The sequence below is a fragment of the Aeromonas sp. FL131 genome, from assembly GCF_049860615.1.
GTDB classification, from domain to species: domain Bacteria; phylum Pseudomonadota; class Gammaproteobacteria; order Enterobacterales; family Aeromonadaceae; genus Aeromonas; species Aeromonas hydrophila.
In genome coordinates, this window is record NZ_CP187595.1 from 778336 (window position 1) to 794407 (window position 16072).

The 16072-nt window shown below is 58.2% G+C and carries 9 protein-coding genes and 1 tRNA gene; 7 read left to right on the plus strand and 3 right to left on the minus strand.

The features are described 5' to 3' along the window. The first annotated feature begins 289 nt into the window (after nucleotides 1-289). The 3 genes from ACPW75_RS03825 (at nucleotide 290) to ACPW75_RS03835 (ending at nucleotide 5350) form a co-directional block, all read left to right on the plus strand. Nucleotides 290-1276: a YagK/YfjJ domain-containing protein gene (locus ACPW75_RS03825; protein WP_201940939.1), complete on the plus strand. Its 987-nt coding sequence runs from the start codon at nucleotides 290-292 to the stop codon at nucleotides 1274-1276. 277 nt (nucleotides 1277-1553) lie between these two features. Continuing rightward, a complete protein-coding gene (locus tag ACPW75_RS03830) occupies nucleotides 1554-3170 on the plus strand; it encodes a HamA C-terminal domain-containing protein (RefSeq protein ID WP_077096049.1) in 1617 nt (538 codons plus the stop codon). After that, nucleotides 3167-5350, plus strand: a complete 2184-nt coding sequence (locus ACPW75_RS03835) for a DEAD/DEAH box helicase (RefSeq protein ID WP_077096045.1) — start codon at nucleotides 3167-3169, stop codon at nucleotides 5348-5350. Before ACPW75_RS03830 ends, ACPW75_RS03835 begins: the two co-directional genes overlap by 4 nt. Nucleotides 5351-5786: 436 nt before the next feature. On the opposite strand, the gene ACPW75_RS03840 is transcribed toward ACPW75_RS03835, so the two are convergent. Next, nucleotides 5787-5862, minus strand: a tRNA-Thr gene (locus tag ACPW75_RS03840). Between the two features lie 85 nt (nucleotides 5863-5947). Then, nucleotides 5948-6688 carry a phosphatase gene (locus tag ACPW75_RS03845; protein WP_011705251.1) on the minus strand — a complete coding sequence of 247 codons (741 nt, stop codon included), beginning with the start codon at nucleotides 6686-6688 and terminating at the stop codon, nucleotides 5948-5950. A 468-nt stretch (nucleotides 6689-7156) separates the two neighbouring features. Here ACPW75_RS03845 and ACPW75_RS03850 point away from each other — a divergent pair, with 468 nt between their 5' ends. The 4 genes from ACPW75_RS03850 (at nucleotide 7157) to ACPW75_RS03865 (ending at nucleotide 14478) form a co-directional block, all read left to right on the plus strand. After that, nucleotides 7157-7810: a TetR/AcrR family transcriptional regulator gene (locus tag ACPW75_RS03850; protein WP_011705252.1), complete on the plus strand. Its 654-nt coding sequence runs from the start codon at nucleotides 7157-7159 to the stop codon at nucleotides 7808-7810. Between the two features lie 48 nt (nucleotides 7811-7858). Next, nucleotides 7859-10183, plus strand: coding sequence for an acyl-CoA dehydrogenase (locus ACPW75_RS03855; RefSeq protein WP_077096044.1), 2325 nt, complete (start codon nucleotides 7859-7861; stop codon nucleotides 10181-10183). Nucleotides 10184-10353: 170 nt separating this feature from the next. Continuing rightward, nucleotides 10354-13416, plus strand: a complete 3063-nt coding sequence (locus tag ACPW75_RS03860) for an efflux RND transporter permease subunit (RefSeq protein WP_077096043.1) — start codon at nucleotides 10354-10356, stop codon at nucleotides 13414-13416. 15 nt (nucleotides 13417-13431) lie between these two features. Then, the gene (locus tag ACPW75_RS03865) at nucleotides 13432-14478 is read left to right on the plus strand and encodes an efflux RND transporter periplasmic adaptor subunit (protein WP_017408448.1); all 1047 of its coding nucleotides are present in this window, start codon (nucleotides 13432-13434) and stop codon (nucleotides 14476-14478) included. A gap of 65 nt (nucleotides 14479-14543) precedes the next feature. Here the strand turns inward: ACPW75_RS03865 and pyk are convergent, their stop codons facing one another. Further along, nucleotides 14544-15983: a pyruvate kinase gene (gene pyk, locus ACPW75_RS03870; RefSeq protein WP_011705256.1), complete on the minus strand. Its 1440-nt coding sequence runs from the start codon at nucleotides 15981-15983 to the stop codon at nucleotides 14544-14546. Between the last annotated feature and the right edge of the window lie 89 nt (nucleotides 15984-16072).

The following is a 16072-nucleotide window of genomic DNA, read 5'->3' on the forward strand; positions in this document are numbered from 1 at the left end:
TTAATGTTATTTATAGTTCGTCTAACTCAGTATTTAACAGAATAATAAATAACCACCTAACTGGTTATCCAATCATTCAGACTCACAGTCGACAATGATGGATCAGAGTACAGGCGTAATCAACAAGATGAAGCCTGTAACCAGATGTACGAGTAGGACATGATCACATGTCCTTACACGCCACCAAAACCAAGGATTAAATGAAGGGGTAAATATGCCTAAGTATGTTCGTAATAGTATCGATATTGATGCTATCCCTATACAGAGAGAACCAAGGAAAGCATTGCGTATGAATAATGCAATTCCCATAACAAGAGCGTTGCGTGAAATGCTTGTTCAATCTGTTCATTATAAGGCGTTATTCAAATTCATCGACAAACTGGAACAGATGGATGCCCACCCTGCTCTATTTTCAGCTGAAATTCTGGGTTGGATTTACCCTCTAACTAAGGAGGGGAGAGAACTATCAGATATAGTCACGCTTGCTATGCAGGTATACAAGCATCAGGAATTTTTTAATTTGCATCCCAAGTTGGCTTGCTTGTGCAATTTCGTCGTCAAGCATCAACTTCATGAGATGATCATGGACGGTGGCACCAGCCAAGATGCGCAGGTCAATCTGAAATTCAGGTATCAACAGCTGATATCGGAATTGAAGTCTGAAGCTATGCAGGGGAAGTGCCATACCTTCATGAAGGGAGCGCAGAAGAATACAGCATCACTGCATCGCTACGTGAATCGGCTGTTTGGGCGCTATGCTCGTCTCCTCGTGCTACGGGTCGATTTGTACTACAAAACGGAGTTCTTGGACGCGCTTTCTATTGAGGAGATCATCAAGCACAAAAAAGCGCTGTTTAAAACCCGTCGTAAGGGGGCATTAGCTGCCAATTGGGTGGGGTATGCTTGTCGTTTGGAATTTGCACCTCTAACAGGCTTTCATTTTCACCTGGCAGTTTTTATGAACGGTGCTCATGTCCAGCGTGATGTTTACTATGCAGATGCCATCATTAAGGAATGGTTGCGTATCACGGGCAATCGAGGCAGAGGGCATAATTGCAATCAGAAAAAGGCTGAATACCGGGAGTGCGGGATTGGCATGGTGGGGCATGCCGACAAGACGAAACGGTGCTATTTACAAAAAGCCCTTGCTTATCTGACCAAATCAGAGCCAGCCGCCAGGCTGAATCTCAAGGGGCATCGTACCTTCTTCAAAGGCAACTTGCCCAAGCACGACACTGCACGAGGCAGACCGCGTGCGAAGGTGGCACTGAATTAGATTACCTGACACCGGCCTCAAACCGGTGTTTTACTTATAGAAGTTCAGACTTTATCTGACAGTTATCCTGCTTTTGTGGATGGCAACTAAGTCAGTGCAGAGCCAGTTTTCGCTGCTGCTTCAATATGAGGTACCCTGATTTTCACGGATAGTCCCGATTGTTACAAACTCGCTCTGATCCTACATCTGGACACTTGGATTGCCAAGTGCACTCATCAGTGTGGACCTATGGCATAATAACCCTCTAAATTTTCGAAAAATTGTCACGGACGTCGATGTGGAGTCAAATGATTCTGGCGGTGTTGCCGCCAAGCACGGTTTTCTATTCCAGGACTGTGTAGCCGCTTACCATGTCACCCGGATGCTTCGTGACAAGACTATTCGAAGTGTTCGCTGCGAGGTCACAGACGATATCGACATATTATCTGATGGGCACATCGACTTCGTGCAGGTGAAAAGTACAGCGAAAACGCATTGGAACATTTCTGACATCGTCAAGGTTTCCAAGGGCGCCAATAAGAAAATAATCCCCTGCAGCTCGATATTGCACAAATCGATGCAATGCGAGTCAGGTACCGGTCTGTCCCGTAGGTATTTGATAGTCACTGAAGACAAAGTTAACAAAACCCTAGAATACCTGACGATCAGCCCAACAGCCCGGGCAGATAAGCCAGGCCGGCAGGAGATGATCGACTACCTCAACCAGCATACAGCGAATTACCAGACTACGGCGGGTGTGAGCGTCGCCGACTGGGTTGATACGGCCACCTGGGAGGTCTATCACTCTTTGCGCGAACTGGAGCTCATGGGGATCAGAAATATCCGAATGGCTTCTGAGGATCTACACGGGGTCATTCTCAGTTCCGAAACCTCAGCTGAAAACATTTGGTGCCGCATCCTTGATACCGTGACGCGCAAGGGTGAGCATTCTCGACGCATTCACAGTGCTGATGACAAGTCCTATTCACGACCAGAGCTCCTTGAGTGGTTCAAGTTTTGTGTCGAGGATGACCAGTCTCGGTCAGGCCGCAAAATTTACGTCAAACGGGACTTGCCTCATATCCTCACGCCATTCAGAGCACCTATGGTTTCGGCATGCGCTAAGCGTAAAGGGCAAGTTCTGCATCAGCAGTACTCGCTTAAGCAATACCGCTACAAACATATTGCGGACAACGTCTGCCAGTGGCTGGATGAGGTCTTTCTTAGGCCAAAAGAAATGTCCGATATTCATAAGCTGACGCTCGTTGAAAAGCGAGAGCGGCTAAAGACGTCCGTCTTCAAATCGCTCCATGACGTTAGTGAATTCTTGGGGCGAGTGCTGTTGCACGCAACGATCCGACAACACCACGAAAGCCAACCCATACCCTGCTTGCTGTACGTGGAAAGACCTGGATCCGAGAAAATTCTTGAAAACGTACACATCGTTCGCCGCGATCCTGAAGGTGATCAGCTCTGGGTTGGCTTCAGCGAGTTGGTGACTGATGTCGACATTGCTGTCAGATTACCGAAGATACGAGATCAGCTATACGAGGACATTGCTGAGTGCATTGATACAGCACGCAGAAAAATCCTCGACGTCAAAGACGATGACTACCTGCTTCGCCACGACATCGACGAAATCCTCGATGGTAGCCGGCCTTTCGATGCTCACCGAGATCGCTTCACATTCGTCCTATTCGTGGGCTATGACTCTCGTCTGCTTACCGATCCTGAAACGCCGGGGTACGAGGATAATCTGGAAAAAGAAACGCTAGAACTGTTCGACAATTTCGTTGCCGACCTCATTGAAGGCTCGCCGTTCGCGGATCTTTGCGTCCACGTATTTATCTATCCCGCTCCAAGTCTTGAGCGACTAACCCAATTGGTTGAGGACAAGGTGAGGGAGGTGGTATGACAAGGGTCTATGAACAGGCTAAACGCAGCCTGCAGGAGGAAGACTTCTCATCCTTCAAATACCTGTCCGCGATCAACAGGCTATTGTCCAACCCTGTCTCGCATGACAAGGGACGAGACTTGATCGTGCGCGCTCTCGATGCGCGCGAGCGGTTTTCCGGCCACACCACCATTCTGAAAAACATGGTGAGAAAATCAGGTCTGTTTCCGTACTTGAAAAAGGAATTCGCCGACCTGACGCCGGACGACCTCAGGGTGCTTGATCTGTATCGGACGCCATTCTCGGACAGCTTTGTCTTCCACTCAATGCAATTCCGCATATTCGATTTGCTTAAGGCTGGCCAGAACGTGGTGCTCAGCGCGCCTACAAGCATGGGAAAAAGCGCTATCGTCGATTCGCTGCTCGGTCTGGGTACCTTGCAGAGGCTCGTTATAGTTGTTCCGACCGTGGCCCTTGCCGACGAAACTCGTCGCCGACTGCAAGAGCGGTTTGGTGACCAATACCAAATCATTCACCACAGTTCCCAAGTTCGCCATTCTGACCAGGCTGTCTACGTGTTAACGCAGGAGCGAGTGAATGAACGAGATGACATAGTCGACATCGACCTCTTCGTCATTGACGAGTTTTACAAGCTGGCTTTCCGACAACTCAAAAGTGGCTCCGTAGATCATCAGGACGAGCGAGTCATCGAGCTCAACATTGCGTTGAGCAAGCTGCTTAAGGTCTCCAAGCAGTTTTACTTGACCGGGCCATTTGTTAACAGCATTCGTGGTCTCGAAAGACTCGGGTATTCGCATACCTTTGTTTCTACCGACTTCAACACAGTCGCGTTAGATATCCAGACGTTCAGCATCAAAGCGAATGATGACGAAGCCAAGATAAACGAGCTGGCGGAGATCGCACGCGCATGCGTCGGCGCAACGATCATCTATTGCAAGTCACCAACTGTTGCCGGCAAGGTTGCACGCGAGCTGATCAGGCTCGGACATGGCACTCCGGCTGAGAGTCCTCATAACGAGTGGGTCAGCAAAGAGTTCGATGCCGATTGGGATTACACCGTTGCTCTCAAGAACGGAATCGGCTTGCATTTTGGGGCGTTACCTAGGGCGCTGCAGCAATACACTGTCGATCAGTTCAATGCTGGAAAACTGCGCTTTCTGCTTTGTACTTCTACGATCATTGAAGGTGTCAACACAGTTGCCAAGAACGTCGTGATCTATGACAACCGCGATGGCAATCGCAGCATCGACAAATTCACCCATGGGAACATCAAGGGGCGTGCTGGGCGTATGGGCGTTCACTTCGTGGGCAAAATCTTTTGCCTGGAGGAAATCCCGGAAGACAATCTCAATCAAGAGGTGGATATTCCACTCGGTATTCAGGACATCGATACCCCGCTCAACCTCTTGGCCAGTGTTCAGCCAGACCACTTGTCCGAGTTTTCACAGGATCGCTTTAATGAGGTCTTCGCAAGCGATCGCATTTCCATAGACCTTGTGAAGAAGCACTCGTACTTCCGTGTCGAGCAATTCGAGGCTCTGCAAAGCATGGTGGAGATGATGGACGACATCGAATTTGCCTCGCTGGTGTTTCACTGGAACCCCGCGCCAAACTTCTTCAAGACTTTCGCAAAGATCATTGCCAGACTGGTTCCCCATACATTCAGTCGCAATGGCGTCCCTGTTAAGCCTACGGATGTCATGGTAGCCAAACTTACTGGCTATTATAACGCTGCAAGCTATTCGGACTATCTGAAAAGTCAGATCGTTCACGCACGGCAGTGGATGTCTGAAGGGGAGAAGCGCACACTTTCCTACTCCATCAACAATGATTTGAAGATCATCACGAATGCCTTTGGTTACACCCTACCTAAGTTGCTCAGCTTGATGGAGGATGTAGTCAAACACCATGCGTTGAAGCAAGGTATCAGCAGCAAGATCGATTACACGCACGTCAAATTAGCGTTCGAGAGTCACCATCTACCACCAGGTGTTAATTCTCTAGAGGAGATTGGCATTCCCATTCAGACGTTACACCGGCTGGTAGACTTGCTGGAATTTCCCGACCAAGCTGATGTGGATGAGTTGGGCCAGTATCTTCGGGATACTCAGGACGTTTGGAGTCGAACGATAGGATACGTGGATCAGACGTTCATCAGGCGCGCGGTCGGTACTGGATGACATTGGGGCTGAGCCTGTCTGAAATCCACAGAAAGGAACATGACTATGTCACCCTCATCTGGCGTTGTGCTCAGTGCAGCCCTGTTGTTGGTGGTCCAGAATGTCTGATCTACCAACATGCCTGTTGCAAAGGCAGTCTCGGCAACACCCGTCATCAGTGTGATTATCACCGGATGAAGGCCGCCAGGACATTGATGGTATTTATATGGAAGATAAACGAGCATTTACGCTAGTTGGGCTGTGGAACACAGCCCCATTTCTGCATGATTGTTTTTGATTAATGGGCCTCAATCGCGAGGTATTTTCTCAGGTGAAAGATTCGCCAGGACGATAAGGCCAAAAGCTATGGTTGATTCTACAAGTACGCCAGCAAGTACGAAATAGCAAAAAAGCACAAAGGGTTAGCATCGCAATGATGCTAACCCTTTGTTTTATTTGGTGCCGGTAATAGGAGTCGAACCTACGACCTTCGCATTACGAATGCGCTGCTCTACCAACTGAGCTATACCGGCGTGTCACTAGATTCCCGAAAACAGCAGGACAAGTCAATGAGCTGTACTCAGTTTTATGAGTGGGCTCATGGAGTTACGGTCAATGTTAGAGGTCGGCGAACTCCGGAATATGGGCCCGGCCGCGGCTTTCGAGAAAATCGAGCAACGCACGGGGGGAGCGTGCCAGGATCCGCTCTGCCGGGAAGCCGGCCTCGGTGACCAGTCGGTGGCAGTGCTCGAAATCCCCGAGGCTGAAGGCCACGTGGGAGTCGGAGCCGAAGGTGAGGTAGGCGCCCATGTCCCGCGCCGCCTCGACGATGGCGCGGCAGTTGCCTTCACTGCCCGGGCGGGAGTGGCTGAAGGAGGAGTTGTTGAGCTCCAGCGCCACCCGATACTCTGCCGCTGCCTTGACCACGGCCTGGATATCGATGGGGAAGGCGGGATTGCCGGGGTGGCTTATCATGTCGACCCGGCCGCTCTTGATGGCGTTGATCATGGCCTGAGTGTGGGTGGCCTGATCGCAAGGGGGGAACACCGGCTCGTGAAAGCCCGCCATGATCATGTCGAGCCGCGATTCGTAGCGCTCGGGGAAGTCGATCTCGCCATCGATGTTCTTGATGTTTGCTTCGATACCGCGCAGGATGCCGACCCCGTCGACCACCCGTGGCAACACGTGCAGATTGACGAAGTGCCAGAAGTGGGGGGCATCGGCCATGTCGGGGCCATGATCCGTGGTGGCGAACAGCTTGATCCCCTTTGCCTTGGCGATGGGCAGGTAGTCGTGAATGGTGCTGTAGGCGTGGGTGCTGGCGACGGTGTGGGTGTGGGTATCGACCGTGTACTTCATCTTATCTTCCCCTCTGGCGTGAGGCGCCAGCATAGCAAAGGCGGCGGGTCGAGACCATGTCGTGGCTTGTCATACTTTGTCACAAATTGGGGGCTGGCTGACAAAGTTTGAACACGCTTGGCGGTCATGATGGCGTCATCGATGAAAGCCTGAACTCGCATCGATGGGTTGGATCAGGATGGTGCAACCTCATTTCCCCGCCGTCGCGCCCTGCGACGGTTTTTTTTGCCTGTTTGCCAGCGCGCTGCGCGGTTACCGGGCAAAAAAATGCCCAACTAGCATGGAGCAGGTTGGGCGAGACTTAATGTTTAATTGCAGTGGCATAGATATAGAGTCCGATTCGTCCGTGAAGTTCCCGCCTTGTTCCCCACTTTCAACAAAAACATTTCACTAACACCCGTTCACATTCTCTTGACACAAAAGGTTGTGAAACGTACTTTTTAAACATTCGTTTAAGTGAGGTGTCCTGTGAGTAAAATCGATACCAAAAACCGCATTCTCGATGCCGCTGAGGTGTTGTTTGCCGAACGGGGGTTCGCCGATACCTCTTTGCGTCTGATCACCAGCGAGGCCGATGTCAACCTGGCATCGGTGAACTACCACTTCGGCTCCAAGAAGGAGCTGATCCAGGCGGTGCTCGATCGCTATCTGAGCCTGTTCATGCCCGAGCTGGATGCACGCCTGCATACCCTGATGGCGCAAGAGCAGCTGACCCTGTTGCAGGTGTTCGAGAGCTTCGTCGACCCGCTGATGAAGCTGGTGGCGGTGCGCACCAACGGCCCGGCCATCTTCATGCAGCTGCTGGGTCGCGGCTACATCGACAGCCAGGGCCACCTGCGCCGCTTCATCACTGCCCACTACGGCCCCATTTTGCAACGGATCACCCAGGCCATCTCCAAGGCCAACCCGGCCTTGTCGCCGGCGGATCTGTTCTGGCGGCTGCACTTCACCCTGGGCACCGTCGTGTTCACCATGGCCTCGGCCGATGCGCTGCGCGACATCGCCCAGGCCGATTTCGGCCAGCAGCTCGATGTGGAGGGGCTGGTACGCAACGTCATTCCTTATCTGGCGTCCGGTGTCGGGGCGCCCGTGGAGTCGACCAGGCTCTCCCTGGCCGTGTAACAACCAACAATAAATCAACGGAAACAGTGAAATAGAAGGAACTTGAGTATGATCACATTGCTTATCCTGCTGGTGCTGGCGATAGCCGTCGTGCTCGGCGTGCCCTCCATCCGTAAAAAGGTGGTCACCCGCCCGGTGTTCGGCATCTTCAAGAAGATACTGCCGCCTTTGTCGGCCACCGAGCGGGAGGCCATGGAAGCCGGCTCCGTCTGGTGGGATGGGGAGCTGTTTCGCGGCAACCCCGACTGGAAAAAACTGCACGGCTACGGTAAAGCCGAGCTGACCGCAGAGGAGCAGGCCTTCATCGACAACCAGGTCGAAACCCTGCTCGCCATGGTCGACGACTTCAAGATCGTCAACGAGACCAAAGACCTGCCGGAGCCGGTCTGGGACTATCTGAAGAAGGAAGGTTTCTTCTCCCTGATCATCCCGAAATCCTATGGCGGCCGTGAATTCTCGGCAATCGCCAACTCCACCATCGTCACCCGCATTGCCACCAAGAGCCTGAGCGTGGCGGTCACCGTCATGGTGCCGAACTCCCTGGGCCCGGGCGAACTGCTGATGCACTACGGCACCCAGGCCCAGAAAGATTTCTGGCTGCCGGGGCTGGCCAATGGCAAAGAGGTGCCCTGCTTCGCCCTGACTGGGCCGGAAGCGGGCTCCGATGCTGGCGCCATCCCGGACAAGGGGATCGTCTGCAAGGGGATGCACAAGGGTGAAGAGGTGCTGGGTATTCGCCTCAACTGGAACAAGCGTTACATCACCCTGGCCCCCCGTGCCACCGTGCTGGGCTTGGCGTTCAAACTCTATGACCCGGAAAAACTGCTGGGTGACAAGGAAGAGCTCGGCATCACCTGCGCGCTCATCCCCACCAGCCATCCCGGCGTGCGCGTTGGCGATCGCCACTACCCCATGGGGTTGGCGTTCCTGAACGGCCCGACCTTCGGCAAGGATGTGTTCATTCCACTCGACTGGATCATCGGCGGCCCGGATTACGCCGGCCGTGGCTGGCGCATGCTGGTGGAGTGCCTCTCCGCCGGTCGCGGCATCTCGCTGCCAGCCCTTGGCACCGCCTGTGGTCACATGGCGAGCCGCACCGTGGGCGCCTACTCCTACGTGCGCAAGCAGTTCGGCATGTCCATCGGCAAGTTTGAAGGGGTGCAGGAAGCGCTGGCCCGTATCGGCGGCCTCACCTATCAGCTGGAAGGGGCCCGCCGCATGACCGCAGGTTCGCTGGACTTGGGTCAGGCTCCGGCCATCGTGACCGCGATTTCCAAGTACCACATGACCGAAATGGCGCGCCAGATCATGGATGACTCCATGGACATCCACGCCGGCCGTGCCATCCAGCTGGGCCCGAAAAACTACACCGGCTACGCCTACATGGGTATTCCGGTGGCCATCACGGTGGAAGGGGCCAACATCCTGACCCGCAACCTGATGATCTTCGGGCAAGGGGCCACCCGCTGCCACCCGTACGTGTTTGCCGAGCTGGAAGCGGCGGCCGATACCGACGTGGAGCGCGGTCTCGAGAAGTTTGACGCCCTGCTGATGAAGCACATCGCCTTTGGTGCCGGCAACTTCTTCGGTTCCCTGTTCCAGGGGCTGACCCTGGGCCAGTTCAACGGCTCCCCGGTGAGCGGTGAGACCGCCCGCTACTACAAGCAGCTGTCGCGCATGAGTAAAGGGCTGGCGCTGTGCGCCGACGTCTCCATGCTGATGCTGGGTGGCGATCTCAAGCGCAAGGAGATGATCTCCGCCCGTCTGGGTGACGTGCTGAGCCACCTCTACCTGGCCTCCGCCACCCTCAAGCACTACGAGGATCAGGGCCGCATGGTCTCCGATCTGCCGTTCGTGCAGTACGCGGTGGAGCGCAACCTCTACCTGATTGGCAAGGCGTTCGAGGGCTTCTTCCAGAACTTCCCGAACAAGGTGGTGGGTGCCGTACTCAAGCGGGTGGTGTTCCCGTTCGGCGTCGGTTACAAGATGCCGGCAGACGATCGTTGCCACGCCATCTGTCTGGCCATGATGAAACCGGGCGAGTTCCGCGACCGTCTGACGGCGCTGTGCTACGTCGGTAAAGACGAGGCGGATCCGGTCGGCCTGATGGAGCGCGCCTTCCAGGCCATGGTCTCGGTGCAGCCCTACGAGAAGAAACTGGTGCAGGCCCAGAAAGAGGGCAAGCTGCCCCGCAAACTGGCGCTGCCGGAGCTGGTTGCCGCTGCCCTGTCTCAATCCATCCTGAGCAAGGACGAGGCGGACAAGCTGCTGGCCGCCGATGCTCTGCGCTACGAGGCGATCCAGGTGGACAACTTCGCCCCGGGCGAGCTGGAGGGGTTATCCCAGCAAAATCCGGTGGTGCACGCCGCCTGAGAGAGCACTCACTCCTGAACCTGAAACCGGCCGTCATGGCCGGTTTTTTTGTTTGTTAATCCTGCATTTACAACCTCGATTAATTCCAGTTTAATGCAATGGCCCCTCACCCTTGGGGCAGGAAGCAAGGCCAGCGGAATGGCCGACAACAACAAACTCAGGAAGAGTGAATGAATCTCGCCAAAACGGCGATCGAACGCCCCATCTGGGTGGCGGTCTCGATCGTGCTGATTTTTCTGCTGGGCCTGTTCAGCATCCGGGGGCTGCCGATCCAGCTGTTTCCCGACATCGATCGCCCGCACCTCAATATCTCGGTGGACTGGCGCTCGGCCTCGCCTCAGGAGATGGAGTCGGAGATAACCGACCCCATCGAACAGGAGATGCAGGGGGTGCAGGGGCTCAAGAACCTCACCAGCAACAGCTTCCCCGGCTTCACCGAAATCGACCTGGAGTTTGCCCTCGGCACCGACATGCAGCGGGCCCAGCTCGACGTCATCTCCCGCCTGAACCGGGTCTCCGGCCTGCCGGACAAGATTGGCGGCCCCTACGTCAACAACTACAGCAGCAACGATACCCTCACCTTCTTCTTCATCCAGCAGCTGCCCGGTGCCAAGGGGCAGATCGACGATCACCAGGCGCTGATTGAGGCACGGGTCAAGCCGGAGCTGGAGCGGATCCCCGGGGTGTCGACGGTCGACATCGAGGGGATCAACGAGCGCCAGATCCAGATCCGTTTCGACCCTTACCGCGCCGCCGAGCTGGGGGTGGAGATCCCGGTACTGGCCAGTCGGGCCAGCACCGGCTGGGACGTCTCCGCCGGCACCCTCGACATCGGCCGCTGGGAGTACAAGCTGCGCTTTGCCGGCCGCTACGACGTGGCGACTCTGGGGGACAAGGTGGTGGACTGGCGCGACGGCCTGCCCATCTACCTGCGGGATGTAGCGGAAATCAGGCTGGCCCGGGAAGAGAACCCGGTGCTGCGCATCCAGAACGGCAACACCGCCATCGCGGCCCAGATCTTCAAGGAGAGCGGTGCCAACGCCCTGGCGGCGCTGGAAGCGATCAAGCTCAAGGTGGGCGAGCTCAACCGCGAGGTGCTGGAGCCAGTCGGCCTGCACATGGAGCAGTCGTTCGACGCCTCCCTCTACATCAACCGGGCGGTGGGCATGGTGACCGCCAACCTGGGGCTCGGCGTGCTGCTCTCCTGCGCCATCCTCTGGGTCTTTCTGCGCCAGCTCAAGGCGACCCTGATGATCGCGATCGCCATTCCCATCAGCATCATGCTCACCTTCTGCCTGCTCAAGGTGCTGGGGCGGACCCTCAACGTCATCTCGCTGGCGGGGATCGCCTTTGCGGTGGGCATGGTGCTCGATGCCGCCATCGTGGTGCTGGAGAGCATCTATCGGCGCCACGAGCGAGGGGATCTGAGCAAGGCGGAGGCGGCGCTGGAAGGCACCAGCCGGGTGTGGACCGCGCTGGTGGCCTCCACCCTGACCACGGTCGCCATCTTCCTGCCGGTGCTGCTGCTCAACGACGTGGAGGGTCAGCTGTTTGCTGATCTGGCGCTGACCATCGCCTGCGCGGTGAGTGTCTCCATGCTGGTGGCGGTGACCGTGCTGCCGGCGGTGGCGGCGCGCTGGATGGGACGTGAGCGGCTGATTGATCCCTATGAGGGGCTGTGGCAGGGCACCACCCGACGGGTGATCCGCTGGACCGGCACCTCCCGCCAGCGCTGGGCCGTCATCACCCTGATGATGAGCCTGCCGGCGCTGGCTACCTGGGCCCTGTTGCCCAAGATGGACTACCTGCCCGACGTGAAGCGCGATGCGGTGGATGTCTGGATGAACTTCACCCCGGGCTTCAACCTCCAGGCCCAGCGCGAGGAGGTGATCGACACCCTGATCGCCCGCCTCGCCCCCTACATGAAGGGGGAGCGGGAGCCGGCCCTCAAGAACTACTACATCCTGCGCTACCCGGGCGGCGCCCAGATCGGGGTGCGACCGAAAGAGGAGGATCAGATCAAGGTGCTGGAGCAGCTGTTGATGAAGCAGCTGCTGGTGGGGATCCCCGACACCCAGGTGTTTGGCGGCCAGGGGTCGCTGTTCGGCGGCTTTGACAGCGAGAACGGCATCTCCCTGCTGCTGCAGGGGGGCGATCTGGCCGAGCTCTACCAGGCGGCGCGGGCCGCCATGGCCATCGTCAAGCAGGATCTGCCGGGCGCTCAGGTGAGGCCGCAGCCGGATCTCGATTTCACCGCCCCCGAGCTGCGGCTGGTGCCGCAGGACAGGCGTCTGGCCGAGGTAGGCTGGGATCGCACCCCCATGCCCGCCATCATCCAGACCTTCGGTGACGGGCTGCGGGTTGGCGAGTATTTCGACGGGGAGGAGCGGCTCGACATCATGTTGATGGGGCAGACCTCGGCCAACCCGGACGAACTCAAGGCGGTGCCGCTGGCGACGCCGTCCGGGCGCATCGTGCCGCTCGGCGAGCTGCTGCGGGTGGAGCACGACATGGGGCCGGCCAGCATCTTTCGGGCCGATGGCCGGCGCAGCATCAGCCTGCAGATCTCGCCCCCGGCGGGGATGAGCATGGAGCAGGTGCTCGATACCCTGCAGAGCAAAAGCTTTGCCGCCATCCGGCCACTGCTGCCCGTCGGCGGTGAGCTGCGGGTCTCCGGCAATGCCGACAGCCTGCAGCAGGCGCTGGGCAACCTGGGGGCCATCTTCCTGTTTGCGGTGATGATCCTACTGATCCTGTTGTGGGGGGTCTTTGCCTCCCTCAAGGATGCCGTGCTGGTGCTGCTGACCCTGCCGCTTGCCACCGTCGGCGGCGTGCTGGCGCTGCACCTGAGCGGCCTCCTGGTGCCGCTGCCGATGGATCTGCTGACCATCATCGGCTTCGTCATTTTGCTGGGGTTGGTGGTCAACAACGCCATCCTGCTGGTGCATCAGACCCGCACCGCGGAGCGGGAGGGGATGAGCCGCCAGCTGGCGGTGGCCGATGCCCTGCAAAGCCGGATGCGGCCCATCGCCATGACCAGCCTCACCAGCATCTTCGGCATGCTGCCGTTGATGCTGAGCCCGAGCGAGGGCAGTGAAATCTACCGGGGGCTGGCCACCGTCATCGTCGGCGGCATGAGCTGCAGCACCCTGTTTACCCTGATCCTGTTGCCCGCCTTCCTGCGACTGGGAGAGCGGGTCGAATCACCGCTCGCCCTGCGCCAGCGGGCCTGAGCAAGGAGCTCATCGATGACACACGGTTTTACAAGGATGGTAGTGGGCGCGGCGCTGCTGGCGGGGGGCGTGTTCCCCGCGCTGGCCCAGGGCAAGATGGTGACCCTGGCGGACGTGACCCGGGGGGAGGCGGCGGCCAGCATCTGGGTCAGCGGCACGGTGGCGAGCCGCCAGCAGGCGGCGCTCAGCGCCGAGGTGAGCGGCCGGGTGGAGTGGATCGCCGAGTTCGGCAGCCGGGTCAGCAAGGGGGATGAGCTGCTGCGCCTCGACAGTGCGGCGCTGCGGCTCTCGCTGGAGCAGGCCCAGGCCGAGCAGGCCAAGTGGGAGAGCAACGTGCGCTTTGCTCGCGCCGAGTTTGGCCGGCTGGCGACGCTGCACCGCCAGAAGAGCACCTCCCAGAGCCAGTATGACAAGGCGCGCTACGACGTGGAGCAGGCTGAACTGGCCGAGCGGCTGGCGCGGGTACAGGTGCGCCAGATTGAGGAGCAGCTGCGCAGAAGCCACATCTTTGCCCCGTTCGACGGGGTGGTGAACAACCACTTCATCCAGCCGGGGGAGCACGTGGATGCCGGCGAGCAGGCGCTGGAGCTGGTCAACCCCGATCAGCCCGACATCCGGCTGCAGGCCCCCATCGTCTGGGCCGGCCAGCTGGCACCCCAGACCCGGCTGCGGGTGGAAGGGGAGCAGCTCAGCGGCCACGGTGTCTATTACCAGCGGGCGGCGAGCGCCGATCCCAAGTCGCGCCTCATCGAGCTGCGCCTCAAGCCCGAAGCGGGCCGCTTCATCATCGGCTCGCCGGTGCGGGTGGCGCTGCCGCTGGCGGAGCAGCAGACCATGCTGCTGCCGCGCGATGCCCTGGTGCTCAACACCGAGGGGAGCGTGGTCTATCAGGTGGAGCAGCGCGGCGAGGAGCTGACGGTGAACCGGGTGCCGGTGACTGTGCTGTTTGGCGACAGCCGGCAGGTGGCGGTGAGCGGGGCGCTCAAGCAGGGGGACAGGGTGGTGGTGCGCGGCGCCGGCAGCTTGCAGGATGGCGACAAGGTCGAACTGTTTCGCGGCTGAGGCGGCGGTTTCGCCATAAAAAAACGGCTCCTGCGGGAGCCGTTTTTGGTGCCGGTGAAGGGCGATTACTCGACCATCATCACCTTGCAGGTGTTGGTACTGCCGACGGTTTCCATCTTGTCGCCGTGGGTCAGCAACACCATGTCGCCGCTTTGCAGCAGTCCCTTGGCCTTGAGCACGTCCAGCGCGTCGCGGCACACCTCGTAGACCGGCTTGGTCTCGTCGCCGTCGAACAGCACCGGGGTGACGCCGCGGTAGAGGTTGGTCCAGGCCAGGGTCTTGTTGTGCGGTGACATGGCGAAGATCGGCAGGCCGGAGCTGATGCGGGACATCAGCAGCGGGGTGGTGCCCGATTCGGTCAGCGCCACGATCGCCTTGACCCCTTCCAAGTGGTTGGCTGCATACATGGTGGACATGGCGACGGCCTCTTCCACCGAAGTGAAGGTGTAGCTCATGCGGTGGTTGGAGACGTTCAGGCTCGGGTGCTTCTCGGCACCGACGCAGACGCTGGCCATGGAGGTGACGGTCTCGATGGGGAACTGACCGGCGGCGGTCTCGGCGGAGAGCATCACCGCATCGGTACCGTCGAGCACGGCGTTGGCCACGTCCATCACTTCGGCGCGGGTCGGCAGCGGCGCGTTGATCATCGACTCCATCATCTGGGTGGCGGTGATGACCACACGGTTCAGACGGCGGGAGTGGCGAATGAGTTTCTTCTGCACGCCGACCAGCTCGGGATCGCCGATTTCGACACCCAAGTCACCACGGGCCACCATGACGGCATCGGAGCCGAGGATGATGTCTTCCATCGCCTCGTCGGTGGCGACGGTTTCGGCGCGCTCGACCTTGGCCACGATCTTGGCGTTGGAGCCAGCTTCACGGGCCAGCTCGCGGGCGTAGCGCAGGTCATCGCCGCAACGGGGGAAGGAGACGGCCAGGTAGTCCACGTTCATGCGGGCGGCGGTCTTGATGTCTTCCTTGTCTTTCTCGGTCAGGGCCGGGGCGGAGAGACCGCCACCCTTCTTGTTGATGCCCTTGTTGTTGGAGAGCGGACCGGCCACGGTGACAGTCGTGTGGATGCGGGTGCCTTCGACCTGCTCCACCTTCAGTTGCACGCGACCGTCGTCCAGCAGCAGGATGTCGCCGGCGATCACGTCGCCCGGCAGGCTCTTGTAGTCGATGCCGACCTGCTCCTGGCAGCCTTCACCCTTGCCGAGGGCTGCATCGAGGATGAACTTGTCGCCGACGGCCAGATAGATCTTGCCGTCCTTGAAGGTGGAAACGCGGATCTTGGGGCCCTGCAGGTCGCCCATGATGGCGACGTGACGACCCAGCTTGGCGGCGATGTCACGCACCTGGTTGGCGCGCAGGATGTGGTCTTCAGCAGTGCCGTGGGAGAAGTTCATCCGCACCATGTCGGCGCCGGCACGGATGATCCCCTCGAGGATCCCTTCGCGATCGGTGGCCGGACCGAGTGTGGTTACAATCTTTGTACGTCTTGGCATGAAAGACTCCAGTTTTGAAGTTGATATGACTTGAGATACTGCCCCGTCAAGCGCATGACCCATTGCACCCGCTTGCAAGCCATCTGGGT

Excerpts from the sequence above, each read along its gene's own strand:
- ACPW75_RS03835 (WP_077096045.1), top strand. The coding sequence starts at position 3,167 with ATGACAAGGGTCTATGAACAGGCTAAACGCAGCCTGCAGGAGGAAGAC.
- ACPW75_RS03845 (WP_011705251.1), bottom strand. The coding sequence starts at position 6,688 with ATGAAGTACACGGTCGATACCCACACCCACACCGTCGCCAGCACCCAC.
- ACPW75_RS03855 (WP_077096044.1), top strand. The coding sequence starts at position 7,859 with ATGATCACATTGCTTATCCTGCTGGTGCTGGCGATAGCCGTCGTGCTC.
- ACPW75_RS03825 (WP_201940939.1), top strand. The coding sequence starts at position 290 with ATGAATAATGCAATTCCCATAACAAGAGCGTTGCGTGAAATGCTTGTT.
- ACPW75_RS03860 (WP_077096043.1), top strand. The coding sequence starts at position 10,354 with ATGAATCTCGCCAAAACGGCGATCGAACGCCCCATCTGGGTGGCGGTC.
- ACPW75_RS03865 (WP_017408448.1), top strand. The coding sequence starts at position 13,432 with ATGACACACGGTTTTACAAGGATGGTAGTGGGCGCGGCGCTGCTGGCG.
- pyk (WP_011705256.1), bottom strand. The coding sequence starts at position 15,983 with ATGCCAAGACGTACAAAGATTGTAACCACACTCGGTCCGGCCACCGAT.